Origin of the sequence: Streptomyces sp. NPDC051662, assembly GCF_040681655.1 — a bacterium.
Taxonomy (GTDB): domain Bacteria; phylum Actinomycetota; class Actinomycetes; order Streptomycetales; family Streptomycetaceae; genus Streptomyces.
This window is the reverse complement of the sequence record NZ_JBFAZD010000020.1, coordinates 105,744-128,226: the sequence shown is the minus strand read 5'-3', so window position 1 is coordinate 128,226 and position 22,483 is coordinate 105,744. Positions and strand designations below refer to the sequence as shown.

General features: G+C 70.0%; 21 protein-coding genes. 13 read left to right on the top strand and 8 right to left on the bottom strand.

Annotated features, from left to right (window positions below):
• The gene (locus AB0M67_RS29215) at positions 1 to 954 is read right to left on the bottom strand and encodes an STM4015 family protein (RefSeq protein WP_365750247.1); all 954 of its coding nucleotides are present in this window, start codon (positions 952 to 954) and stop codon (positions 1 to 3) included.
• Positions 955 to 1,111: 157 nt separating this feature from the next.
• On the opposite strand from AB0M67_RS29215, the gene AB0M67_RS29210 reads away from it, so the two are divergent.
• Both AB0M67_RS29210 and AB0M67_RS29205 read left to right on the top strand, forming a co-directional pair.
• Positions 1,112 to 1,450 (top strand): hypothetical protein, encoded by a 339-nt coding sequence (locus tag AB0M67_RS29210; RefSeq protein ID WP_249947420.1) that lies wholly within the window; start codon positions 1,112 to 1,114, stop codon positions 1,448 to 1,450.
• Positions 1,451 to 1,575: 125 nt separating this feature from the next.
• Positions 1,576 to 2,577: a DUF6745 domain-containing protein gene (locus tag AB0M67_RS29205; RefSeq protein ID WP_365750245.1), complete on the top strand. Its 1,002-nt coding sequence runs from the start codon at positions 1,576 to 1,578 to the stop codon at positions 2,575 to 2,577.
• Positions 2,578 to 2,632: 55 nt separating this feature from the next.
• On the opposite strand, the gene AB0M67_RS29200 is transcribed toward AB0M67_RS29205, so the two are convergent.
• Both AB0M67_RS29200 and AB0M67_RS29195 read right to left on the bottom strand, forming a co-directional pair.
• Positions 2,633 to 3,550 (bottom strand): carbohydrate kinase family protein, encoded by a 918-nt coding sequence (locus AB0M67_RS29200; RefSeq protein ID WP_365750243.1) that lies wholly within the window; start codon positions 3,548 to 3,550, stop codon positions 2,633 to 2,635.
• Between the two features lie 76 nt (positions 3,551 to 3,626).
• Positions 3,627 to 4,253, bottom strand: a complete 627-nt coding sequence (locus tag AB0M67_RS29195) for a TetR/AcrR family transcriptional regulator (RefSeq protein WP_365750241.1) — start codon at positions 4,251 to 4,253, stop codon at positions 3,627 to 3,629.
• Positions 4,254 to 4,474: 221 nt separating this feature from the next.
• Between AB0M67_RS29195 and AB0M67_RS29190 the strand changes: the two genes are divergently transcribed.
• Positions 4,475 to 5,743, top strand: coding sequence for an MBL fold metallo-hydrolase (locus AB0M67_RS29190; protein ID WP_365750240.1), 1,269 nt, complete (start codon positions 4,475 to 4,477; stop codon positions 5,741 to 5,743).
• Between the two features lie 127 nt (positions 5,744 to 5,870).
• Here AB0M67_RS29190 and AB0M67_RS29185 read toward each other — a convergent pair whose 3' ends face one another.
• Positions 5,871 to 6,668 (bottom strand): DeoR/GlpR family DNA-binding transcription regulator, encoded by a 798-nt coding sequence (locus tag AB0M67_RS29185; RefSeq protein WP_365750238.1) that lies wholly within the window; start codon positions 6,666 to 6,668, stop codon positions 5,871 to 5,873.
• 193 nt (positions 6,669 to 6,861) lie between these two features.
• On the opposite strand from AB0M67_RS29185, the gene AB0M67_RS29180 reads away from it, so the two are divergent.
• From AB0M67_RS29180 to AB0M67_RS29155, 6 genes are all read left to right on the top strand, one after another.
• A complete protein-coding gene (locus tag AB0M67_RS29180) occupies positions 6,862 to 7,749 on the top strand; it encodes a sugar isomerase (RefSeq protein WP_365750236.1) in 888 nt (295 codons plus the stop codon).
• A 330-nt stretch (positions 7,750 to 8,079) separates the two neighbouring features.
• The gene (locus tag AB0M67_RS29175) at positions 8,080 to 10,059 is read left to right on the top strand and encodes an ATP-binding protein (RefSeq protein WP_365750234.1); all 1,980 of its coding nucleotides are present in this window, start codon (positions 8,080 to 8,082) and stop codon (positions 10,057 to 10,059) included.
• A 7-nt stretch (positions 10,060 to 10,066) separates the two neighbouring features.
• Positions 10,067 to 10,504 (top strand): roadblock/LC7 domain-containing protein, encoded by a 438-nt coding sequence (locus AB0M67_RS29170; RefSeq protein ID WP_365750232.1) that lies wholly within the window; start codon positions 10,067 to 10,069, stop codon positions 10,502 to 10,504.
• A 2-nt stretch (positions 10,505 to 10,506) separates the two neighbouring features.
• A complete protein-coding gene (locus tag AB0M67_RS29165; RefSeq protein WP_365750230.1) occupies positions 10,507 to 10,878 on the top strand; it encodes a DUF742 domain-containing protein in 372 nt (123 codons plus the stop codon).
• On the top strand, positions 10,856 to 11,548 hold the full coding sequence (locus AB0M67_RS29160; protein ID WP_365750228.1) for an ATP/GTP-binding protein: 693 nt from the start codon (positions 10,856 to 10,858) through the stop codon (positions 11,546 to 11,548). Before AB0M67_RS29165 ends, AB0M67_RS29160 begins: the two co-directional genes overlap by 23 nt.
• Before the next feature lie 12 nt (positions 11,549 to 11,560).
• Positions 11,561 to 12,091, top strand: a complete 531-nt coding sequence (locus AB0M67_RS29155; RefSeq protein ID WP_365750226.1) for a GAF domain-containing protein — start codon at positions 11,561 to 11,563, stop codon at positions 12,089 to 12,091.
• A 48-nt stretch (positions 12,092 to 12,139) separates the two neighbouring features.
• Here AB0M67_RS29155 and AB0M67_RS29150 read toward each other — a convergent pair whose 3' ends face one another.
• Entirely contained in the window at positions 12,140 to 13,216 is a 1,077-nt protein-coding gene (locus AB0M67_RS29150; RefSeq protein WP_365750224.1) for a LacI family DNA-binding transcriptional regulator, read from the bottom strand.
• Positions 13,217 to 13,471: 255 nt separating this feature from the next.
• On the opposite strand from AB0M67_RS29150, the gene AB0M67_RS29145 reads away from it, so the two are divergent.
• The 4 genes from AB0M67_RS29145 (at position 13,472) to AB0M67_RS29130 (ending at position 16,869) form a co-directional block, all read left to right on the top strand.
• A complete protein-coding gene (locus AB0M67_RS29145; RefSeq protein ID WP_365750313.1) occupies positions 13,472 to 14,299 on the top strand; it encodes an ABC transporter permease in 828 nt (275 codons plus the stop codon).
• Positions 14,300 to 14,331: 32 nt separating this feature from the next.
• Positions 14,332 to 15,351 (top strand): ABC transporter substrate-binding protein, encoded by a 1,020-nt coding sequence (locus AB0M67_RS29140; protein ID WP_365750222.1) that lies wholly within the window; start codon positions 14,332 to 14,334, stop codon positions 15,349 to 15,351.
• Entirely contained in the window at positions 15,348 to 16,208 is an 861-nt protein-coding gene (locus AB0M67_RS29135) for an ABC transporter ATP-binding protein (RefSeq protein ID WP_365750220.1), read from the top strand. The genes AB0M67_RS29140 and AB0M67_RS29135 overlap by 4 nt, the downstream gene beginning before the upstream one ends.
• 121 nt (positions 16,209 to 16,329) lie before the next feature.
• Positions 16,330 to 16,869, top strand: coding sequence for a GNAT family N-acetyltransferase (locus tag AB0M67_RS29130; protein ID WP_365750312.1), 540 nt, complete (start codon positions 16,330 to 16,332; stop codon positions 16,867 to 16,869).
• Between the two features lie 97 nt (positions 16,870 to 16,966).
• Here AB0M67_RS29130 and AB0M67_RS29125 read toward each other — a convergent pair whose 3' ends face one another.
• From AB0M67_RS29125 to AB0M67_RS29115, 3 genes are all read right to left on the bottom strand, one after another.
• Positions 16,967 to 17,692 carry a sugar phosphate isomerase/epimerase gene (locus tag AB0M67_RS29125; RefSeq protein WP_365750310.1) on the bottom strand — a complete coding sequence of 242 codons (726 nt, stop codon included), beginning with the start codon at positions 17,690 to 17,692 and terminating at the stop codon, positions 16,967 to 16,969.
• Between the two features lie 176 nt (positions 17,693 to 17,868).
• Entirely contained in the window at positions 17,869 to 21,375 is a 3,507-nt protein-coding gene (locus tag AB0M67_RS29120; protein ID WP_365750218.1) for a ThuA domain-containing protein, read from the bottom strand.
• Positions 21,376 to 21,606: 231 nt separating this feature from the next.
• Complete coding sequence (locus tag AB0M67_RS29115; protein WP_365750216.1) at positions 21,607 to 22,464, bottom strand: aldo/keto reductase; 858 nt, start codon at positions 22,462 to 22,464, stop codon at positions 21,607 to 21,609.
• Between the last annotated feature and the right edge of the window lie 19 nt (positions 22,465 to 22,483).

Genomic DNA, 22,483 nt, shown 5'->3' with positions numbered 1-22,483 from the left:
TTACTCCGCCACCGCGGTGTAGCGGTGCTCGACGCCGTCGGACTCACGGTCCGGCTCCGTGTTCTCGGAGAGGTCGATCTCGACACCGGCCGCGCCGAGCGTGTCGAGGAGACGCTTCCGTATCGCCTCGCCGAGGTAGTTGTGGTGCAGATCGAGCTTCTTGAGATGGCTGAGCGGCTGGCCGCCGAGCAGAGCCTCCGCGCCCTCGTCGCCGAGCGTGCCCATCGAGAGGTCGAGCGTCTCCAGCCCGGCCACGACCGGGGCGCCCGACAGCGCCACGGCGATCTCGTCCTGTATCTCGCTGTTGCGCAGCGCCAGTGACCGCAGCCGGGGCAGCCGCGAACCGGCCAGGATCGGGGCCAGATCGGACACCTGGGCGTTCGCGCCGTACCACGACGTACCGAGCCAGAGATCGAGATGCTCCAGCTCGGGGAAGTCGCTCGCCCCGACGGACCGCACCACGTCGGCGTCCAGGCCGCCCGTCTCGATGGTGAGGGAGCGCAGCCGCGCATGCCGGACGGCGGGGAATCGCAGCTCCTGCCCGCCGCGGACCCCGAACTCGCGCAGCTCGGGGAAGGCGTCGAGCAGCGGGGTCACCAGCCCCTGATTGATCCAGGAGATCTCGCACTCCATGAACGTGATGTCACCGAGGAACAGCGCGCGCAGCGCGGGCAGTCGGTCGCGGGCCGCGACGAGCGCCGCGATCACCTCGTCGGGGCCGGAGTCGTAGGCATCGCTCCAGGAACCGACGATCAGCGCCCGGACCTCGGTGGTGTCCACGGACGCGGCGAAGCGCGCGAACGCCGCCTCCCACTCCTCCTCGGATTCGTACGACTCGACCGAGATTCGCCAGGCCACGGCGGCCGGTTCGGGAAGCTCCGCCTTCGTCTCCGCCGCGGGGAAGTCGAAGGCGGGCAGGCCGTAGAACTCCCGCAGATGGTTCGAAATGGCCATGACGAACGCTCCAGACCTGAGACATGTGATCGGCTGATGTGGAGCAGTTCTACCAGCGGCCACTGACAACGCCCCGCGCCGGGGCCGATTGTCAGACCCTCCCCTTAGCGTCGTTCACAGGTCGGCGCACTCGGCGCCGCCGGTCGAGGGGAGAGCCATGTTCCGGCAGGGAGACGTCCTGATCGTGCCCGTCGCGGAAGAGACGGTGCCGTCGCGTCTGGTGGACGCCGAGCACGCCCCCGGTGAGCCGAGGGACGCGCGGGGACGGCTGGTCCTGGCCCTCGGCGAGGTCACCGGCCACGCCCACGCGGTGACCGGACCGGGCAGGCTCGTCCGTGAGCCCGGCGACCAGCTCGGACCGATGTTCCTCCATCTTCCGGAGGGCGGACGGGTGGTGCACGAGGAGCACGCGGCGATACCGCTGCCCAAGGGGTGGTTCCGGGTGGTGCGCCAGCGCGAGTACCTGCCGGGCGCGGTGCGCATGGTCGCGGACTGAGGGCGCCGGATCAGCACGGCCCGGGAGCGGACCCCGCGGCAGCAGCGGTACGGAAGCGGTGCACAGGCATGACAGGGGGACAGGCATGACAGAGGACGACAAGGACACGGGATGGGGCTTCGGGGATGAGTGACGTGGAGACATGGCGGGCGGTCGCGGCGGCGACGGGCGATACGGACCGGGCCGCCGCCGAGCGCGGGGTGCGGCTCGCCTACCGCGGCGCGGGCCTCGCGGAGCCTGAGCGGATCATCTGGGCCGGCTCACCGCTGGCCGGCGCACGGATCGCGCGGTCGCTCGGCGACGCGGGACGGTCCGTGCGCGACGAGGTGCGTACACACCCGTGGGCCGAGGAACGGCGCAGGGTGCACGATGTGTTGGGGCCCGCGGGCTGGGCCGAGCACTGGAACACCACAGGCGCGCGGCTCTGGGACACCACCCGGGCGCTCGCCGAGCGGATACGCACCGGAATCATGGAAGCACTCGCCGACCAGCCGGCCGAGGCGGCCGAGATCCGGGCGGTGCTGCTCGACGCGGTCCTCGGCCAGCACGACGCGGCCTGGCTCGCCGCGTTCGACGGCCGCGGTGAACGCCTCGAAGGGCTTGCGGAGGTGGCGCGGCACGCCGGCTGGTGGTGGCCGTACGAACGCGCCGTGGTGATCTGCGAGCGCCCCGTCGCGCTCCACCGCGACGAGGCGGGCCGGCTGGACCGCGGGGACGGCCCCGCGCTCGCCTATCCGGACGGCTTCGCGCTGTACGCGTGGCGTGGGATGCCCGTCCCCGCCGAATTCCTCACCGGGCTGCCGTCCTTGACCCCCGAGCGCATCCGTACCGAGGCCAACGCCGAGCTGCGCCGCGTGATGCTGGAGTACTACGGCTACGACCGCTATCTGAACGAGTCGGAAGCGCGGCCCGTCCATCGCGACGAGACCGGTGTGCTGTGGCGGATCGCGCTGGACGGCGACGAGGATGTCGCGATGGTCGAGGTCGTCAACTCGACACCCGAGCCCGACGGTACGTACCGCACCTACTGGCTGCGCGTACCGCCCACGGTGTCCACGGCGAAGGCGGGGGTCGCGTGGACCTTCGGAGTGGAGGAGGAGGTGTACGCGCCGGTGCGGCAGACCTGAACGGGCAGCAGGACAGCCGGGTGCGCCGGCGCCGGGGCACCGGGACCCGGGGCGGTCAGACAGTGGCCGCCAGCAGTTCGTCCGGTCCGATCAGCGCCTCATTGCCCTCGCCCGTACAGGCGTAGGCACCCGCCACGGCGCCGAGCCGGGCGCACTCCTCCAGGTCGCGTCCGGCCAGTCGCCCGTACAGGAAACCACAGACGTACGCGTCACCCGCACCGTTGGAGTCCACCACCGGCGCGGGCGGGACGGTCGCCCTGACCGGGCGCGGCGTACGGCTCCCCTCACGGCTCATCACATACGAGCCGCCCGCGCCCGCCGTCGCCACGACCGCCTCCGCCCGGCCCTCGCGCAGGATCTCCCGCATCACCGAGGCGATCCGCTCGCTCGCCCCGGCGGCGCTGAGGAACACCAGGTCGGAGCGGAGGGCGAAGTCCTTGTGATAGTCGGCGAGACCGTCCCAGTCGTGCAGATCGGTCGAGACCGGGACACCCAGCGCCTCGATGTCGTCATAGAGGAACCGGGCGAAGTTGGTGATCGACAGATGGACATGGCGGGCGCGTTCGAGATGGGGCAGATAGAAGTCGCGCGGCATCCGCAGATCGTCCGGGTCCCTGGCGTCGTGGAAGGACATCCGGCGGCCCGTCTTCTCGACGAGATTCACCGCGCGCCGGGTGCCGGCGGGGGAGATCAGCGCCTCGAAGTCCACACCACTCCGTGCGAGCCGCTCCCGGACCCGTTCGCCGGTCCAGTCGTCTCCCAGATAGTCGAGGAACTTGACGTTCAGGCCCAGATTCCGGCAGCCGAGGGCCACATTGCCGCCGGTGTGCCCCGGCCATTCGAGGATCGGCCCCACCGATACCGAATCGGCGAGTGGCACAGGCAGTGAGTCGACCCGGACGACGGTATCCACCCCGCTGCCCCCGACGACCAGCACATCATGATGGAGCTGGTCGGTCCGCTGCTGGGCCACGATCTCCCTTTCCGCTGCCTGAGGTCGGTGTCTGTCGTTCGGTCAGTCTGTGTAGCTGTGTAGCTGTTGTATTCGTCTACGGTGTGGGGCCGGACATCCCGAAGGCCGCGCTGTCCAGCCCCAGTTCGTGTGCCAGGGCCTCGTCGGCCCACTCCAGCATGGTGGCGCGCGGCAGTGAACCCTCGTACGACGTCATCTGAACCGCGAGGCCGTCCAGCATGGCGGTCAGCCGCCAGGCCGCCGACACCGGGTCCGCGCAGTGGAATTCGCCCGCCGCCGAGCCCTCCGCCATGACCTCGGCGAGAGCCGTTTTCCACTGCTGGTCCAGGGCGCCCGCGACCTCACGCAGCGCGGGGTCGCGCAGGGCCGCCGCCCAGCTCTCGATCCACAGCCGCCACCCCTTGGCCTCGCCGGTCGGCGCGTACCAGCGGACCGCGCCGTGCAGCCGGGCCAGCGCGGTGTCGTCCCGGCCGAGCAGCGCGCGCAACTGGTCGAGATCGTCCCGTGCGGCATGGGCGAAGGCGGCGGCGACCAGCTTCTCCTTCGTGGAGAAGTGGTAGAGCACCAGCGCGTTGCTGACACCGAGCACCGCGGCGACATCGGAGATCCGCACGGCGGCCACGCCCCGCGCCTCGATCTGCCCGACGGCGGCACGCAGCAGATCCTCGCGCCGTTCCGCCACACTCAGCCGCACTCTCGCCACGACGCCACCCTATCGAGACCGACCCGGGCGCCTCACCCGTACCAGTCGTAACGCCGTGCGATGACGACTCGGGGGCTTATTTGGGAATCCCGGAGGCAGTGACGACGTTGGACGGGCGTAGGTCGGCCCGGGTGGGGCCCCGATCGATTCCGGTCGACTCAACCCGCACCGTTGTACACACCCGGACATAATGGGACGACACCGAACCTCCAGGAGGTGCTGTGACAGGCGCTGGTTCCCCCCTTTCGTTGCGCTCCCGGCTGCGCTCGCTGCGACCCGCGGCCTTCGGGGCCGATTCGGCGGGCGAGCGGCTGGAGCGGATCCACCGCTCGCCGAACTTCGCCGACGGGGTGTTCCAGAACCCGGTGGGTGCCAGGACCAGACCGTCCGGCGCCTCGGGACTGGAGTTCGCGAAGATCTACTTCCAGAAGGAGGCGCGCGCCCGGCGCGCGCCGATCGGCACCATCCCCGTGCACTCCACCACCCTCGCGGACCTCGCCGCGCCCCCGGTCTCGGGCCTCCGCCTCACCTGGATGGGGCATTCGAGTGTTCTCGCCGAGATTGACGGCCGGCGCGTGCTCTTCGACCCCGTCTGGGGTGAGCGATGTTCACCGTTCGCCTTCGCCGGGCCTAAGCGGCTGCACCCCGTGCCCGTGCCGCTCGCCTCCCTCGGTCCTGTCGATGTCGTCGTGATCTCCCACGACCACTACGACCATCTGGATCTGCCCACGATCCGGGCCCTCGCCTCCACGGACACGGTCTTCGCCGTACCGCTCGGTGTCGGCGCCCATCTGGAGCGGTGGGGTGTTGCCGCGTCCCGGCTGCGTGAGCTGGACTGGAACGAGTCCACCGAGGTCGCCGGTATCCGGCTGACCGCCACCCCGGCGCGGCACTTCTGCGGTCGCGGTCTGCGCAACCAGCAGCACACTCTCTGGGCCTCCTGGGTCGTGGCGGGTCCCGAGCACCGCGTCTACCACAGCGGGGACACCGGCTACTTCCCTGGATTCCGGGACATCGGCGCCGAGCACGGTCCGTTCGACGCCACCATGATCCAGATCGGCGCGTACAGCGAGTACTGGCCCGATATTCATATGACCCCGGCCGAGGGTATGCGCGCCCATCTCGATCTCCAGGGCGGCCGTCCGTCCGGAGTGATGCTGCCGATCCACTGGGGCACGTTCAATCTCGCCCCGCACCCGTGGGCCGAGCCCGGCGAGGGCACGGTCACCGCCGCCACCGAAGCGGGCGCCGGGATCGCGCTGCCGCGCCCGGGCCAGCCCTTCGAGCCCACCGGGGACGAGGTTCCCGACGCCCCCTGGTGGCGCTCGGTGGCGGCCGTACCGGCCGAGGGCTGGCCCGCCGTGTCCGCGCCCTCCGCCGCGGGTGCGCCGGCGGCGAAGGTAGCGGCGACGGGGGCGGCGGGCGACACCCCTGGCAGGGGCGACGGCGGGAAGACGGAGGAGACGGCCGAGAGCGCGTCGTCCGCGTAAGCACACAGGAGCCACCCGGGAGCCGTCCGTACACGAGGGCGGGGGCGCGGGAGCCAGGGGGCGGGGGCGCGGGAGCTCGGGGGCGCGGGAGCCGGGAGCCGGGAGCCAGGGAGGGAAGGCCGTCCGCTCAGACCTGGACGACGCGTACCCCGCGCTCCTCGAACCGGCGCGCCCACTCCGGCGCGCCGGAGTCCGTGATGAGCGTCCCGATGTCCTCCACCGGACAGATCCGCGCGAACGCCCGGGCCCCCAGCTTGGAGCTGTCGGCGACCACGACCAGCGTCCGCGCCCGCTCGGCGAGCAGCGCGTTGATGCTCGCCTCGTGCTCGCTGTGGGCGCCGGCACCCGACTCCGTATCGACGGCGTCCGCGCCGATGAACGCGATGTCGAGGCTGATCTCGTCGATGATGTGCCGGGCCAGCGGCCCGACCAGCTCGTACGACTGGGGCATCGCGACCCCGCCCGTCGTCACCACCTTGACATGCGGGCGAACGGCCAGTTCATGGGCGATATTCAGCGCGTTCGTGACGATCGTGAGCGCGGGTTCCTCGGCCATCCGCTCGTCGGCCGTTCCCCGCAGCTCACCACGGGTGGCGAGCGCCCTGGCCACCTCCGAGGTGGTCGTCCCGCCGTTCAGCCCGACCACCATGCCGCGCTCGGTCATCGCCGCCGCGGCCCGCGCGATGCGCTCCTTCGCCGCGGCGTGCCGTACCGCCTTGTACCGCAGCGGCAGTTCGTACGCGACGGAGTGAGCCACCGCCCCGCCCCGGGTACGCGTCACCAACTGCTGCTCGGCGAGGTGATCGAGGTCACGGCGGATGGTCGCCACGGACACCCCCAGCTCCGCGGCGACGGCCTCGACCTCCAGCTGATGCCGCTCGGTCAGCAGCTCAAGCAAGGTCGTATGCCGCTCATGGCGATTCACCGTAACCCCCTCGATCCCGTGGACTCTTGATCCTATGCGCTCGTGACGCCGGCCGGATTGCTTGTTAGTGATTGAAAGTGTCGTCTAACATGCAGAAACAATCATAGGGCTCGGGTCGGTCGTGCGGCGCGGAGTCGTACGGCGCGGAGTCGTTCGGATCGGAGCCGTAAGGCTCAGGGGAGTGGAGACGCGCATGACGCATGTGGAGACGGAACTGGCCAGTCAGCCCGAGTGCTGGCGCCGGGCGGCGGCCCTGGCCGGGTCGGTGCGTGACCAGCTGCCCGAGCCCGGTGAGCGCACGGCCGTCGTCGGCTGTGGCACCTCGCTGTTCATGGCCCGCGCCTACGCCGGGCTGCGGGAGGGGGCGGGGCTGGGCGAGACGGACGCGTTCGCCGCCTCCGAGTTCCCCGCCGGCCGCCGCTACGACCGGATCGTGGCGCTGACCCGGTCGGGGACGACCACCGAGGTGCTGTCCCTGCTCGCGGACGTCCGCGGCACCGCCCGTACGACCGCGATCACCGCGGACCCGGAGACGCCGGTGCGTACGGCCGCCGACGATCTGGTCGTACTGGACTTCGCCGACGAGCGGTCCGTCGTCCAGACGCGCTTCGCCACCACCGCGCTCACGCTGCTCCGCGCGCACCTCGGTCTGCATCCGGACACGGCGGTCACGGACGCGGAGACGGCCCTCGCGGAGCCGCTGCCCGCGGGCGTGACCGACTGCACGCAGTTCACCTTCCTCGGCCGGGGCTGGACGGTGGGGCTCGCGGAGGAGGGCGCGCTCAAGATGCGCGAGGCGGCCCTTGCCTGGACCGAGGCGTATCCGGCGATGGAGTACCGCCACGGTCCCATCAGCATCACGACCCAGGGGACGGCGACGTGGGCGCTCGGCCCGGCCCCCGAGGGGCTGGGGGAGCAGGTGCGGGCCACCGGCGGGCTGTGGGTGGCGGGGACGCTCGATCCGCTGGCCGAACTGGTACGGATCCAGCGGCTCGCCCTCGCGCTGGCGGACCGGCGCGGTCTCGACCCGGACAACCCGCGTCACCTGAGCCGCTCCGTGATCCTGTCGCCGGCCTCCTGAGCCGCTCTCTCCACTCAGTTCAGTCCTTACTGTCCTCCGTCGCTTTCTCGTCTTTCTTGTCTCTCCCGTCCTGGTAGGGGAGTTCGGCCCGGTGCCCCGCACCGGGCCGAACGTGTATTTCGCGCTGATGTGCGATGCCTCATACCAGAGCGGGATGCTCTGTGGGGAACTTCGTCAACTGCCCATCGCGAAGGAACGCTTGGCGACTACCGTGTGTGCTCGGTGATCAACGGAGGGCGTACGCGGCATGCGCAGGTCCCGCCGCTGCCGCCGGAACCGGAACATCCGCACGAACGCCGCTTCCTGGGGCCCCACGTACCGAGGACACTGATGTCTCAACTTCGCGCACCTGTCGCGCGGCCGGAGCGCCGCGAAGGCGGGCGGCACGGCAGGCCGGGCTCCCGCTCGTTCCCGTCCCCGGCCAGAGCGGACACGCCGACGCCGCCCGACGCCCGCATACGGCCTCAACTCCTGCGTACCGCGGTCCTTCCCGCGATAGTCGCCGCTCTCTGCGGCGCCGCCGCCGTCGTGCTCATCCTGCGCTCCACCGCGACGGAACCGACCACCGCGCTCTGGACGGCCCTGTTCGGTATGGCGCTGCTCGCCTTCGCCGCCATCGCGGCGGCGGCCCTCGGCGCGGAACGTACCGCGAAGTCCTTCCTGGACCGCTGCAACGCGATGCGCCGCTCCAACGCGCGCGGGCAGACGGAGCTGAAGGCGGTCGTCGAGCAGCTCCGACGGGGTGAGCGGGTGCCCGTACGCCCTCCACCGGCCCCGCCCGCCATGCCCGGCGGTGATGAATTCGATCTGCTGGAACAGGAACTGGGCCGCTCCCGGGACGCCGCCGTCGCCGCTGTCGTGCAGGCGTCCCGGCTGTCCAGCAGCGTCGGAGACGAACAGAAGGTGGAGGTCTTCGTCAATCTGGCCCGTCGGCTCCAGTCCCTCGTCCACCGGGAGATCCAGCTGCTCGACGAGCTGGAGAACGAGGTCGAGGACCCGGAGCTGCTGAAGGGCATCTTCCACGTCGACCACCTGGCGACCCGCATCCGCAGGCACGCCGAGAACCTCGCCGTCCTCGGCGGAGCGATCTCCCGGCGCCAGTGGAGCAGGCCGGTCTCCATGACGGAGGTCCTGCGATCGGCCATCGCCGAGGTCGAGCAGTACCCGCGGATCAAGCTCGTACCGCCGATCGACGGCACGCTGCGCGGCCATGCCGTGGCCGATGTCATCCATCTGCTGGCCGAACTGGTCGAGAACGCCACGCTCTTCTCCTCCCCGCACACCCAAGTACTGCTCCGCGCGCAGCATGTGACGGCGGGGCTGGCGATCGAGGTGGAGGACCGGGGCCTCGGGATGCCGTTCAACGAGCAGAAGAAGATGAACGGTCTGCTCACCGACCCCGACCAGGTCAATGTCGCGCATCTGCTCCAGGACGGGCGGATCGGGCTCTTCGTGGTGTCGGCCCTGGCGCGCAGGCACGGCATCGCCGTACGTCTCCAGTCCAATATCTACGGGGGGATCCAGGCCGTACTGGTCCTGCCGCAGGCGCTGCTCGGCTCCGACCGGGCGGACGAGCGAAACGGCGACCACCAGACATACGGGAGTCAGCCGCAGCCCCAACCCCAGGCCCCTGCGCAGCCGCAGTCTCCTGCGCAGCCGCAGATGTACGAGGGGCAGCTCCCGTCCCAGCGGCCACCCTCTCCACAACCACCGCTCCAGCCTCAGCCCCAGCCCCAGCTTCACCCTCAGCCCCAGCCTCAGCTTCACCCTCAGCCCCAAGCTCAGCTTCACCCTCAGCCCCAGCCTCAGCTTCACCCTCAGCCCCAGCCTCCGTCCGAGCCGACGTCACCCCAGGGCGCCCCCGCCCCCCTGCCCGTACGTGACACAGGCGCCGACCGTCCCACCCCCGCCGCCGCGCGCCCCGGTGCCGTCCACCCCGACCGGCGCCGCCCGCCCGCCGCACCGGACCCGGCCCGCCCGCGGGTCGAGCCTCTCGGCGACGGCACGATCCACGCCACCGCGAGCCGGCCCCAACTGCCCAGACGCCGTGGCCAGGAGCATTTGGTCCCGCAACTGCGCGAGGGCCCGCCCGCGCCGCCGCCCGTCGAGGAGTCCGTGCTCCACGATCCCGGGCTGATGGCCGCCTTCCAGCGGGGCATCGGCCTCGCCGAGTCCCAGCCCGCCCGCCAGTCCGTCCCCTCGCCCGACCCGCTGACCGACCCACTGCCCGACCCGCTGACCATCCCCCTGTCCGAACCCCCAGCGGAACCGCCGGAACCGCAGCGCCACAACACCACCCCCAAGGAGTAGATGCACCATGGCGAGCGATGTGCCGACCGGCCATGTCTCCGACCTCGACTGGCTGTTGAGCGGTCTGGTCCAGCGAGTCCCGTACACCCGCAGCGCGGTGCTGCTCTCCTCCGACGGCCTGGTGAGGTCCGTACACGGCCTGGATCCCGACAGCGCCGACCATATGGCGGCGCTCGCCTCGGGCCTCTACTCCCTGGGCCGCAGCGCGGGGGCGCGCTTCGGTGACGGCGGGGAGGTCCGCCAGGTCGTCGTGGAACTCGACTCGACCCTGCTCTTCGTCTCCACCGCGGGCTCGGGCACCTGTCTCGCCGTGCTGGCGGGCCGGGAGGCGGACGCGGCCGTCCTCGGCTACGAGATGGCGATGCTGGTCAAGAGCGTACGGCCGTATCTGGTCACCCCGCTCAGGCATGGCGCCGGTTTCTCCCCGAGCGCCGCGGGGCACTGAAGGTGCCGCTTCCGACGGACGGGCCGTGGCTCGACGACGCGGCCGGTCGGCTCATCCGCCCGTACGCGGTGAGCGGCGGCCGGACCCGGCCGACGACGGACCTGGATCTGCTGACGCTGATCATGTCCACGGGATCGGGACCCCAGACGCATCTCGGGCCGGAGCACGCCCATGCCATGGATCTCTGTCAGGGGCCCACCTCGGTCGCGGAGGTCGCGGCGCATCTACGGCTCCCCGTGACGGTCACCAAGGTGCTGCTCTCCGATCTCGTGGACTGCGGGGCGATCACCGCGCGACCGCCTCGCACCTTCGACCACCCCACCGATCGATTCCTGCTGGAGGCAGTCCTCGATGGTCTACGACGACAGCTCTGACGCCCCCACCACCCCTGCCGCCACCGGCCTCCCCGTCGCCCCCGCCGTACCGGTCACCCCTGCCGTACCCGTTGTCCCCGCCGTGCCCGTCGTCCCCGAGCCCTTTCCCACCGCGCTGAAGGTCCTGGTCGCGGGCGGTTTCGGGGTCGGCAAGACGACGTTCGTGGGAGCCGTCAGCGAGATCGCGCCGCTGAGTACGGAGGAGCTGCTGACCCAGGTCAGCGCCGCGACCGACGATCTGACGGGCGTCGAGGCCAAGACATCGACGACGGTCGCCATGGACTTCGGCAGACTGACGCTCGACGAGCGCCATGTGCTGTATCTGTTCGGGACGCCGGGGCAGGAGCGGTTCTGGTTCATGTGGGACGAGTTGTCCCGCGGCGCACTCGGCGCGATCGTGCTGGCCGACACCCGGCGGCTGGACCGCTCCTTCTCCGCGGTGGACTTCTTCGAGCAGCGGGGCATCGGATTCGTCGTCGCCGTCAATGAGTTCGACGGCTCGTACCGCTATGAGCCGGAGGAGGTGCGGGCCGCGATCGATCTCAGGCCGGAGGTGCCGATCGTGCTCTGCGACGCGCGCATCGCCAGTTCCGGTATCCAGACGCTGGTCACCCTCGTACAGCATCTGATCACCGCTGTCCCGGCCCCGCCCATGGCCATCCCAGAGTGACGGAGTACGCGCATGATGTACGACCCGATCGGCCGTCTGCTGCTCACCCCCGTCGACCGGGAGGCGCCCGAGCGAGTGATCCGGCTGCGCGGGCTCGGGCTGGGGGAGCGCGCCGAGCCCGCTTTCGACGCCGTCGCCCAGCAGCTGGCCCAGCTGACGGGCGCTCCGTACGCGATGGTCAACTTCATCGACGAGGAGCGGCAGTTCTTCGCGGGGCTGCACACTCCGCCGGGCGCGGGGAGGGAGCGGTTCATGGCCCGTGACCACGGCTACTGCCCCTATGTGGTGGTACGCCACAAGGCGCTGGTCCTGGAGGACGTACGGGACTTCCCCCGGTTCGCCGGCAACGCGCTGGTCGACGAGACCGGCATCCGCTCCTATCTCGGGGCGCCGCTCATCGACCGTACGGGAATGGCGCTCGGCACCGTCTGCGTGGCCGATACCGAGCCGAGGCGCTGGGGACGGACCGGTCTGGACACCATCAAGTCCTTCGCCGCCGAGCTGATGGCGCAGATCCACCGCAGGGAGGACGGTCTGATCTGATCTCCGTCCCTCCTCCCCCCTCGGCGCCCCGGCGTCTCTGACGGTGGGTCAACAGGTGTCCCAGAGAGGACTGGTGGCGGTGGACGGCGGTCCAGTGCTGGCGCGCAGTACGACCTCGCCGCCGACCCGCAGCACCCGTGAGCGCGCGCCACGCGGCTCGCGCAGCGCGAGCGAGATCACGCTCTCCCCCATGGTGGTGAGCGGCAGGGCGACGGTCGTGAGCGGGGGAGTCAACTCCCGTACGAGCGGGATGTCGTCGAAGCCGGCGAGCGACAGGTCCTGCGGGACCCGTACGCCCGCCTCCCGGAAAGCGGCGAGCGCGCCCACCGCCATCACGTCCGTCACCGCGAAGACGCAGGTGGGCCGGGGGCGAGCGGGCCCGTCGAGCAGTTCCCTGGCCGCCGCGTAGCCGCCGTCCCGGGTGAACGCGCCCTGTACGACGGCCCCGGGCCGTAGGGTGACCCCGGCCTCGCCGAGCCCTTCCCGGAACCCGGCCAGCCGGTCGGATACCGTGGTGAGTTCGCGCGGCCCGCTGAGGACGCCGAACTCCCGGTGTCCCAGGGCCAGCAGAGCGCGGGCGAGCGCCGCGGCCCCGGCGCGGTTCTCGGGAAGGACGGCGTCGGCACGCAGGCTTCGATGCCGGCTCACCACGGCGACACGCCCGCCCGCGCGGACGTAAGGTGTCACCTCGGCGGCCAGCTTCCGTTCCCAGGAAGGGTCCTGGAAGCCCGAACCGATCAGCAGAATGGCCCGGGCGCGCTGGGCGCGGAGCATCGAGACATAGGCGATCTCCCTGGCCGGCTCCCGGAACGTACTGGCGAGCATGACCAGGACGTCCTGCTCGGCCGCCGCCCGCATCACCCCGCCCGCGATCGCGGCGAAGTACGGGTCGCCCACATCGTGGCAGATGAGCCCCACCGTATTGCTGGAGGCGCTGGCGAGCGCCTGTGCATGGGCGTTGGGGATATAGCCGAGCAGATCGGCCGCCGCTCGCACCCGCTGGCGCAGCTCCTCGCGGACTCTCGTCGTGCCGTTCAGCGCTCTGGAGGCCGTCGCCAGGGAGACACCCGCGCGGCGGGCGACGGCGTCCAGCGTCACATGGGCCTGTGCTTCCCGTTCACTCAACTCGACCCCCGGGTCGCGGTGGCGGCGGGGCCCGTGGTGGACCCCGAAACTTCGGGACGACCTATTGACCGTACGGACGGGCAGTCATTAGCGTGGCGATCACCTTATCAGAAAGCGCTTTCTGAAAGCGCTTGTAGGCGAACAGCGCACTTATAACTGCCCGGTTTTCCCGAGGAGTTCACAGTGAGCCAGAGCGTCGCGCCGGCATCAGCGCCGCCGCCGGACCCCGCACCCGCGCCTTCACCGGACCGGAAGGTGTCCGGGGTCGCCGAACGGAACGGTCCGGGGGTGGGGGAGCGGCTGGTCCGTGCCGTCGAGGCCGGCTGGCGGCCCGTCGCCCTGCTGGCGGGCTGTTTCGCCGTCTGGTGGATCATCGCGGCGGCCGAACTGGTCGAGCCGTATCTCGTCCCCTCGCCCGGCGCGACCCTCGATGTGCTCACGGGCAAGGCCGACTACCTCTGGCAGCACACCTGGGTGACGACCTACGAGACGCTGCTCGGCTTTGTGATCGCGGTGGTGGTCGGGGTGCTCGCCGCGGTCGTCATGGTCTACTCCTCGACCGTCGAGAAGACGCTCTACCCCATTCTGCTCTTCGCCCAGGTCGTGCCCAAGATCGCCATCGCGCCGCTGTTCGTGGTCTGGCTCGGCTTCGGTATCACACCGAAGATCCTGATCGCCGTCCTCATCGCCTTCTTCCCCGTGGTGATCTCCATGGTCACCGGCTTGAAGGCGGTCGATCCGGAGATGCTCCAACTCTCGGCCACCATGGGCGCGAAGCCCTGGGGGACCTTCGCCAAGATCCGCTTCCCCGCCTCGCTGCCCCATCTCTTCTCCGGTCTGAAGGTCGCGGTGACCCTCGCGGTGACCGGCGCGGTCGTCGGTGAGTTCGTCGGCGCCAACGAGGGGCTCGGCTATGTGATCCTCCAGGCGAACGGCAACCTCGACACCCCGATGCTCTTCGCGGGACTGCTCGTCATGTCACTGATCGGCGTCGTTCTCTTCGTCCTCGTCGAGATCGCCGAGAAGCTGCTCCTGCCCTGGCACGCCAGCCGCCGGGACACCAACGTCACCACCTCGTACTGACCGACTCGATCCCGTTCGGGGAAGGGCCAGCCATGCATGCGCGCAGACTCCTGATCGGCCTCGTACCGCTGCTCCTGGTCGCCACGGCCTGTGGCGAGGACGGTTCGGGGACCACCACCAGCGACTCCGGCAAGAAGCTCGACAAGGTGACGCTGACCCTCAACTGGTATCCGTACGGCGAACACGCGCCGTTCTACTACGGCAAGCAGCAGAAGATCTTCGAGAAGCACGGCATCGATCTGACGATCAGGGCGGGCCAGGGCTCGCAGAAGACCGTCCAGGCGACCGCCGCGGGCCAGACCGACTTCGGCTGGGCCGACACCCCCGCCGTACTCAGCGGTGTGGACCAGGGCGTGAAGGTGAAGAGCCTCGGTGTGTTCCTCCAGACCACGCCCTCCTCGGTGCAGTTCTTCGCGAGCGAGAACGTCTCCACCCCCGCCGATCTCAAGGGAAAGACCATCGCGGGCACGGCCGGTGACGCGCTCACCAAGACATTCCCGATCTTCCTTGAGAAGAACGATCTCAAGGAGTCGGACGTCCGGATCCAGAACACCGACCCGGCGGGCAAGATCGCCGCGGTGATCTCCGGCAAGACGGACGCGCTGCTCGGCTACGCCAGTGACCAGGGCCCGACCATGCAGGACAAGGCCAAGAAGGACGTGTCGTATCTGCGCTTCTCCGAGCACGGACTCAACTTCTACTCCAACGGACTGATCGCGGGGCAGAAGGTCCTCTCCGGCAGGAGCGAGCTGGCCGGACGCATGGTGCGGGCCGTCAGTGAGGCCTGGACGGCGGCGGAGAAGGCACCGGAGGCGGCCGTGGCGGAGATGGACGGTGCCTCGGAGCAACTGCCGCCCACGAACGTCCTGTTGGAGCAGTTCAAGACGACCGTCACACTGCTGCACACCGACGCGACGCGCGGCAAGGCCCCGGGCGTCAACACCGAGGGCGACTGGCAGCAGACCATCGACGTCTTCTCCGAAGCCGGTCTGGTGAAGAGCCCGAAGGCCGTCGCGGAGTACTGGGACAGCTCCACGGCGCTGAAGGGATGACGATGGCCAGGGATACAACGCTCCGGAAGCCGGACCTCACCAAGGGCGGCGCCTCGGCGGGAGCGCGAAGCGCGGCGGGAGGGCAGACGGCGGCGGTCGGCCTTGAGGACGTCGCCGTCCGGTTCCGTACGAAGAAGCGCGATGTCACCGCCCTCCAGGAGGTCTCGCTCGATATCGCGATGGGGGAGTTCGTCGCCATCGTCGGTCCCTCGGGGTGCGGCAAGTCGACCCTCCTCAAGTTGGTCGCGGGCCTCCTCCAGGCGTCCTCGGGCGCCGTAAGGCTCCAGGGCGACCGGGTCGACGGACCGCGGCACGACATCGGATACGTCTTCCAGCGGGCGGCGCTGCTGGAGTGGCGTACCGCCCGGCGCAATATCCTTCTCCAGGCGGAGATGCGCCGGATGCCCGCCGAACCGGCGCGCCGGCGCGTGGCCGAGCTGATCGAGATGACCGGTCTCAGCGGTTTCGAGGACGCGTATCCGCATGAGCTGTCGGGCGGGATGCAGCAACGGGTCGCCCTGTGCCGGGCGTTGCTGCACGAGCCGCCCGTGCTGCTGATGGACGAGCCGTTCGGCGCGCTCGACGCCCTCACCCGCGAACAGATGAACATGGAGCTGAACCGCATCTGGCGGGAGACCGGCACCACCGTGCTGCTGGTCACCCACTCGATCTCGGAGGCGGTCTATCTGGCCGACCGGGTGGTGGTGATGAGTCCGCGCCCCGGCACGATCACCGAGATCATCGAAGTGGGTCTGGGGGCGGAGCGCGACTATACGGAGACGCTCGGCCGGCCCGAGTTCCGGGAGGCGACCGGACATATCCGGGGGCTGCTGGGGGCGGCATCGGCACAGGACTGACCGAGGCGGCCGAGTCGATCCAGGGGACCCGGGTGACCGAGGCGGTGTGTCGCGGATCTGGGATACCGTTCCCCGGGTGAGAGAGAGTGATCCGGGGGTACGCGATCGCGGCGGTCCGCTCATGACCCCCGAGGTGGTGCCGCTGTCCGCCGACGAACTGCTCGACGCCCTGGACGAGCTCGCGGAGCTGCTGATCGACACCGTCCTCGGGGGCGCCTCGATCGGGTTTCTCGCACCCCTCGACCGGGCGACCGCGGCGGCCTGGTGGCGGGCGCAGATCCCGGCCGTCCGCGCGGGACGGCTCTCCGTACGGGTCTCCAGGGACGGCGGGCGCATCATGGGGACGGTCGGCGTGCTGTTCGCGGACAAGCCCAACGCCCGCCATCGCGCCGACATCGTGAAACTGATGGTCCACCGCGACGCCCGCGGCAAGGGCCTCGGCCGGACGCTGCTCAGTGCGGGGGAGCGAGCGGCGGCGGAGTCCGGGGTGACGCTGCTCCTTCTCGACACCGAGACGGGCAGCCCCGCCGAGACGCTGTACCGCTCCGCGGGCTGGACCGCGATCGGGGTGGTCCCGGGGCACGCGGCGGACCCGGCGGGGACGCTCCGCCCGACCACCTTCTTCTACAAGGACCTGCCGGCCGCTTCCGTACGGGACTGAGGGACGTCATATGGCTCCCGGCCGCCGGTGACGGAGGCCGGGAGCCACTACGGACGACGAACGCCGGTGCTCGGTACGCTCGGTACGGTCAGTACGTTCAGTACCGCAGCGCCGACAGATAGCGGTAGCTGTTCAGCGCGCTCGCGAACGGATCGGCCGGCGCGTCGTGTTCCACCAGCCACTGCCGTACGCCCCCGCTGCGCGCTGTGTCGAACATCGCCGCGAAGTCCAGGACACCCGAGCCGACGTCCTCGAAACCGCCGTTGGGGGCCATGTCCTTCACATGCAGCGCGGGGAACCGCCGACGGTCCGTCACGAACAGCCGACGCGGGTCGTCTCCGCCCTTCGCCGCCCAGTACACGTCCAGCTCGAAGCCCACCAGCTCCGGGTCGGTCTCCTTGAGCAGGATGCCGTACAGGCTCTCGCCGTCGACCACGTCGTGATCGCCGTCGTGATTGTGGAAGAGCACCTTGAGCCCGGACTCCCTGGCGATCCGCCCGGCGGCGTTGAACTGCCGTGCCGCCTCTCGGTATCCGGCCGGTGAGTGCATTCCCGCGGGCAGGCTCGGCACGACCACCCAGGAGCCGCCCAGCGTACGGACGTCCTCGATCGCCTGCGGCAGACCGCTGCCGGTGACCGTGGTGTAGGCGACATGCTCCAGGACCGCCTTGAGCCGCGTGGCGTCCAGCATCCGCCGGATCTCGGCGGCGCTGTGACCGTGCCGGCCGCTGACACCGACCGTCGCGTAACCGATCTCCGCCAGGCGCTCCAACGTCCCCCGGAAATCCGTCGCGAGCGGGGTGCGCATCGTATAGAGGTGCATACCGATCCCGGACGGCGGGATGCGCCGCCGCCGGCGACCGGTGTCGGTGCGGTGGGCGGTGTCGTGGGTGGCCGCCGCCGCGGGAGTGCTCATCCCCAGCGCCGCCAGACCGACTGCCGCGCCCGCCGTGCCGAGGAACGCTCTTCGGGTGCCGTTCATCGTCACTCTCTCTCCTCTCAACGTACCTGGATCGGGACCGCGCCGGTCGTCGTGTCGCCCTTGTCGTCGGTGACGGTCAGACGCGCCGTGTACGCGCCCGGCCGCGCGTAGGTGTGAGCCGCGCTCGGCCCCTCGGTACCCGTGATCTTGGTGTTGTCACCGAAGTCCCAGTGGTACGAGGCGATGGTGCGCCCGGCCGCCGGCATCACGGTGCTGGTGAGCCGCACGGCCAACGGTGTGTTCCCCTCGGCGGGCATCGCCTTGACCGACACCTTCGTGGCCGGTTTCTTCTCCACTCCGGGGCCGTTGAAGTGCAGCCAGTCGACCGCGAGCAGATCCGGTTTCTCCGCCGACCAGTCCGGGTTGGTGAAGACGGCGTACAGCTTCACCGAGCCGCCCGGGCTCTTGAGCTTGACGGTCGGGGAGATCACATTGCCGAAGCCGCCGGTGTTGGGGATGGTCACCTTCCCCAGCAGCGGTCCGGTCGGTGAGCCGTTGCGGAACTCGATGTCGCCGCCGAGACCGCCCGACGAGGCGCCCACCGTCACCGACTGGATGCCCTTGAGATTTACCGGGTCGAAGGAGATCCAGTCACCGTCCTCGATCTCGGTCACCCGCTTGCCGCCCGAGGAGTCGGCGCGGTCGGCGATCACCGTGCCCTCGTGCGCGCCCCCGGTCGCGGTACGGTGCTCCGCCTCCCGGAAGGTGGTACGGAGCGTCAGCGATGTCGAGCCCGTCAGCGCCGGCACGCCCTCGGCGCCCTTGTCCTCGTACTGCGCGGTGATGCCGTAGTACAGATTCTGCCCGGGGCCGTGGCTGTCCCCGGCATCGGTGACGATCTCCCCCGTACAACCGGTGTAGTTGTCCAGCGGATGCAGATGGCTGTCATGGCCGAGCTGGGACTGCACGACCACCCGCGAGCAGTCGATTCTGCCGCCGGGTCCGGTCTTCCCGTCCTCCCGGTCCGTCACCTTCACGGTGAAGGGGATGGTGTCGCCGAAGCTGAACATCCCGCCGTTCGGGGGCTGTTGGATGGTGACGACCGGTCTGGTGTTGCCGACGGTGATCTCCTGGACGGAGAGCGCGGTCAGTCCGTCGGGCCCGGTGACGGTCAGCCGCGCCGTGAACCGGCCCTTGTCCTGGTAGACATGGGACGGATTCGGCTCGGTGGAGTCGGTGGTTCCGTCGCCGTCGAAGTCCCACGCGTAGGACACCGGCTTGCCGCCCGGCAGCCCCGATCCCTCGCTGGAGAACGTCACCTTCAACGGCCCGGGGCCGCTGTCCGGGGTCGCCGTGGCCTTGGCGTCGGGCAGCCGTCCGTCGGCGACATAGTCGATACGGTAGATGCCGGAGCCCTCGTTGCTGCCGCCACGGCCCGTACCGCTGCCGAGCCCGAAGTCGATGACGTAGAGCGCTCCGTCGGGTCCGAAGTCGGCGTCGAAGGGCTGGTTCCACTTCAGATCGCCGAAGACACCGTTGATGGAGTGGAGATCGCCCGCCTTCACCGGATCGAAGCGCGGGTCGGTGAACGTCTGGTCCTCCCGCTGGAACGAGAAGGCCTTGAACCAGGTCCTGGTCAGCTCATAGTTGAGCCATTTGCCCTCGAAGTACTCCGGGAACTTCGACGGATAGGTGTTCGCGGGGTCGTAGTCGTAGACGGGACCGCTCATCGGTCCGCCGCCGCCCGTGCCGAGTTCGGGGAATTCGGACGAGGCGGAGTACGCGTACCAGACCGTCGCCGGCTTGGCCGCGGGGAGCTCCCGCAGACCGGTGTTGTTCGGCGAGTCGTTGACCAGCTTGGCGCAGTCGAACTTCGCCCCCGAGGTTCCGGTCGCGAAGTCGTAGTCGTTGAACGGGGTGTTGTCACCGGTGCAGTACGGCCAGCCGTAATTCCCCGCCTCGGTGATCCTGTTGTACTCGACCGTACCCTCGGGCCCACGGTCGGCCACGGCCTCCCGTGCGTCGGGCCCGTAGTCCCCCATCAGCACGGCGCCGCTCAGCGGATCGGTGGTGATACGGAACGGATTGCGCATGCCCATCGCGTAGACCTCGGGACGGGTCTTCTCCGTACCCGGCGCGAAGAGATTCCCCTCCGGGATGGAGTAGGTGCCGTCGTCCTCCGGGGTGATCCGCAGGATCTTGCCGCGCAGATCGTTCGTGTTCCCGGACGTGCCCTGGGCGTCCCAGGCACGGCGGCCCTCGCGCTCATCGATCGGGGAGAAGCCGTCGGAGGCGAACGGGTCGGTGTTGTCGCCGGTCGCGACATACAGATCGCCGTTCTTGTCGAAGGCGATCGAACCGGCCATATGGGAATTGGCCCGGCCCTCGCCGCGCAGTGTCGGAACGGTCAACAGCCGTTTCTCGGAGGCCGGATCGACGGTGTTCCCGGTGACCGTGAAGCGCGACAGATTCAGCCGTTTCTCGGTCTTGTCGGAATGGAGCAGATAGAGCCAGTTGTTCGCCGCGAAATCCGGGTCGAGCGCCAGCCCGAGAAGCCCGTCGGACTGGCTCGTCATCTCCGGGGTGTAGGCGAAGTCCAGCGCGGTCGAGACCTGGAGCGTGGTCTGGTCGATCACCTTCAGCTTGCCGGTGCGCTGGATGAAGAAGACCCTGCGGTCCGGGGCGACGGCCAGCTCGAAGGGGTCGGCGAGATCGCTGGTGGCCAGCGCGGTGCGCTGGAAGGCGCCGGTCTTGGTGGCGGTGCAGTCGCCCGGCTTGTTGCCCGCGGCCCACTGGATCCCGCCCAGCAGATGCTTACGGAACGCGTCCTCCTCGAAGGTGGACGAACTGTGCCCGCCGGCGGTGTACCAGGAGCGTCCGCCGTCGTAGTTCTGGCACCACGACCACGGCTGGTCGACGCCCTCGTCCAGCCCGTCGACGCCGTCGTTCACCTTGATCTGGGCGAGCGTGTGCACCTTGCCGGTCGGGTTGGTGCGCCAGTTGTACCACTCCTCCGTATGCTCCCAGAGCTGAGGCAGGCCCTGGGTGGAGGGGTGGGTCTGGTCCAGTACCTTCACCCGGCCGGTCTGGATGGCGGGGTGCTTGTCGAAGATCGCGCCGACCAGGCCCTCGTACCAGCCCCAGTCGCGCTCACTGGCGGACGCGGAGTGCAGACCGACCCAGCCACCGCCCGCGCGTACGAAGCCCTGGAGGGCGGAGCGCTGGTCGGCGTCGAGCAGATCGCCGCTCTCCGGGGTGGAGTTGGTGTTGTTGAAGACGATCGCCTGGAAGCGGGCGAGATTGTCCGTGGTGAAGGCCGTGGCGTCGTCGGTGGCCTCCACCTCGAACCCGTTCTCGCTGCCGAGCTGCTCAACCGCCTTGATTCCGGCGGGGATCGAGTCATGCACGGAGTTGGTGGTCTTGGAGAAGACCAGAACGCGGAACGGAGCCGCGTCGGCGCGGGGTGGCGCGGCCAGCCCGAGGCCGAGGACGAGTGCCAGTAACGCGACGATGACGAGGAAGGGGGAGGAAGAGGCGAACGGGGACGGGGATGGGGACGGGGGTCTGACGGATGACGTTCTCATGGGCGCTCCCGGTGCTGGTGAGCCGAGCTGCGGGTTAGAAAGCGCTTTCTGGAGTACGTCGCACAGCGTAGGTTCAGCTGTTACAGGGGGTCAATGGGTCGGAAGGGCCCTCTGTGATATGGGAGTTGGCGCCGGTCCTTGGCGGATTCCGTCCGGACACACGGCTGACCCGCCCCGGCGATCGCGCGGGGCGGGTCGGTGGTGCGTGTGTTTCCGTGCGCGCGGGCGCCGTCAGACCGCGTCCAGCTCCGCCACCTCGGCGGGAGTCAGTACGAGGTCAGCCGCGCCGACCGAGTCGATGATGGTCTCCGGACGGCTGGAGCCCGGGATCGGCAGCACCGTCGGCGACTTGGCCAGCATCCACGCCAGGCACACCCGCTGCGGGCTCACGCCATGAGCCTCCGCGATCCGGGCGAACGGCGCGTAGGAGGAACCGAGTTCACCCGCGCGCTTGATTCCGCCGAACGGACTCCACGGCAGGAACGCGATGCCCAGCTCCGCGCAGAGTTCGAGCTCGGGCTCGCTGGAGCGGAAGGCCGGTGAGAACTGGTTCTGCACCGAGGCCAGCCGGCCGCCGAGGATCTCATTGGCCGACCGGATCTGATCCGGGTCGGCGTTGGAGATACCGGCCTGGAGGATCTTGCCCTCGTCGAGGAGATCACGCAGCGCGCCGACGGACTCCTCGTAGGGAACCTTCGGGTCGGGACGGTGGAACTGGTAGAGCCCGATCGCCTCCACACCGAGCCTGCCGAGCGACGCCTCACAGGCGCGCCTCAGATGCTCGGGGGAGCCGTCCTGCGTCCAGGAGCCGTCGCCGGGGCGCAGATGGCCGCCCTTGGTGGCCACCAGCACCTCGGAGCCCCGGCTGTGGGAGGCCAGCGCCTTGGCGATCAGGGACTCGTTGTGGCCGACGTCGTTGGCGTCCCGGTGGTAGGCGTCCGCCGTGTCGATCAGTGTCACCCCGGCGTCCAGCGCCGCGTGGATGGTGGCGAGGGACCGCGCCTCGTCGGGCCGTCCCTCGATCGACATCGGCATACCGCCCAGACCGATCGCACTGACCTCGACGGTTCCGATGCGGCGAGTCTTCATGGTGGAGAACACCCTTCCT

What these genes read in the sequence shown, in the direction of transcription:
- AB0M67_RS29215 (WP_365750247.1), bottom strand. Translation starts at nt 954, where the DNA reads ATGGCCATTTCGAACCATCTGCGGGAGTTCTACGGCCTGCCCGCCTTC.
- AB0M67_RS29210 (WP_249947420.1), top strand. Translation starts at nt 1,112, where the DNA reads ATGTTCCGGCAGGGAGACGTCCTGATCGTGCCCGTCGCGGAAGAGACG.
- AB0M67_RS29205 (WP_365750245.1), top strand. Translation starts at nt 1,576, where the DNA reads ATGAGTGACGTGGAGACATGGCGGGCGGTCGCGGCGGCGACGGGCGAT.
- AB0M67_RS29180 (WP_365750236.1), top strand. Translation starts at nt 6,862, where the DNA reads ATGACGCATGTGGAGACGGAACTGGCCAGTCAGCCCGAGTGCTGGCGC.
- AB0M67_RS29175 (WP_365750234.1), top strand. Translation starts at nt 8,080, where the DNA reads ATGTCTCAACTTCGCGCACCTGTCGCGCGGCCGGAGCGCCGCGAAGGC.
- AB0M67_RS29170 (WP_365750232.1), top strand. Translation starts at nt 10,067, where the DNA reads ATGGCGAGCGATGTGCCGACCGGCCATGTCTCCGACCTCGACTGGCTG.
- AB0M67_RS29160 (WP_365750228.1), top strand. Translation starts at nt 10,856, where the DNA reads ATGGTCTACGACGACAGCTCTGACGCCCCCACCACCCCTGCCGCCACC.
- AB0M67_RS29155 (WP_365750226.1), top strand. Translation starts at nt 11,561, where the DNA reads ATGATGTACGACCCGATCGGCCGTCTGCTGCTCACCCCCGTCGACCGG.
- AB0M67_RS29140 (WP_365750222.1), top strand. Translation starts at nt 14,332, where the DNA reads ATGCATGCGCGCAGACTCCTGATCGGCCTCGTACCGCTGCTCCTGGTC.
- AB0M67_RS29135 (WP_365750220.1), top strand. Translation starts at nt 15,348, where the DNA reads ATGACGATGGCCAGGGATACAACGCTCCGGAAGCCGGACCTCACCAAG.
- AB0M67_RS29130 (WP_365750312.1), top strand. Translation starts at nt 16,330, where the DNA reads ATGACCCCCGAGGTGGTGCCGCTGTCCGCCGACGAACTGCTCGACGCC.
- AB0M67_RS29125 (WP_365750310.1), bottom strand. Translation starts at nt 17,692, where the DNA reads ATGCACCTCTATACGATGCGCACCCCGCTCGCGACGGATTTCCGGGGG.
- AB0M67_RS29120 (WP_365750218.1), bottom strand. Translation starts at nt 21,375, where the DNA reads ATGAGAACGTCATCCGTCAGACCCCCGTCCCCATCCCCGTCCCCGTTC.
- AB0M67_RS29115 (WP_365750216.1), bottom strand. Translation starts at nt 22,464, where the DNA reads ATGAAGACTCGCCGCATCGGAACCGTCGAGGTCAGTGCGATCGGTCTG.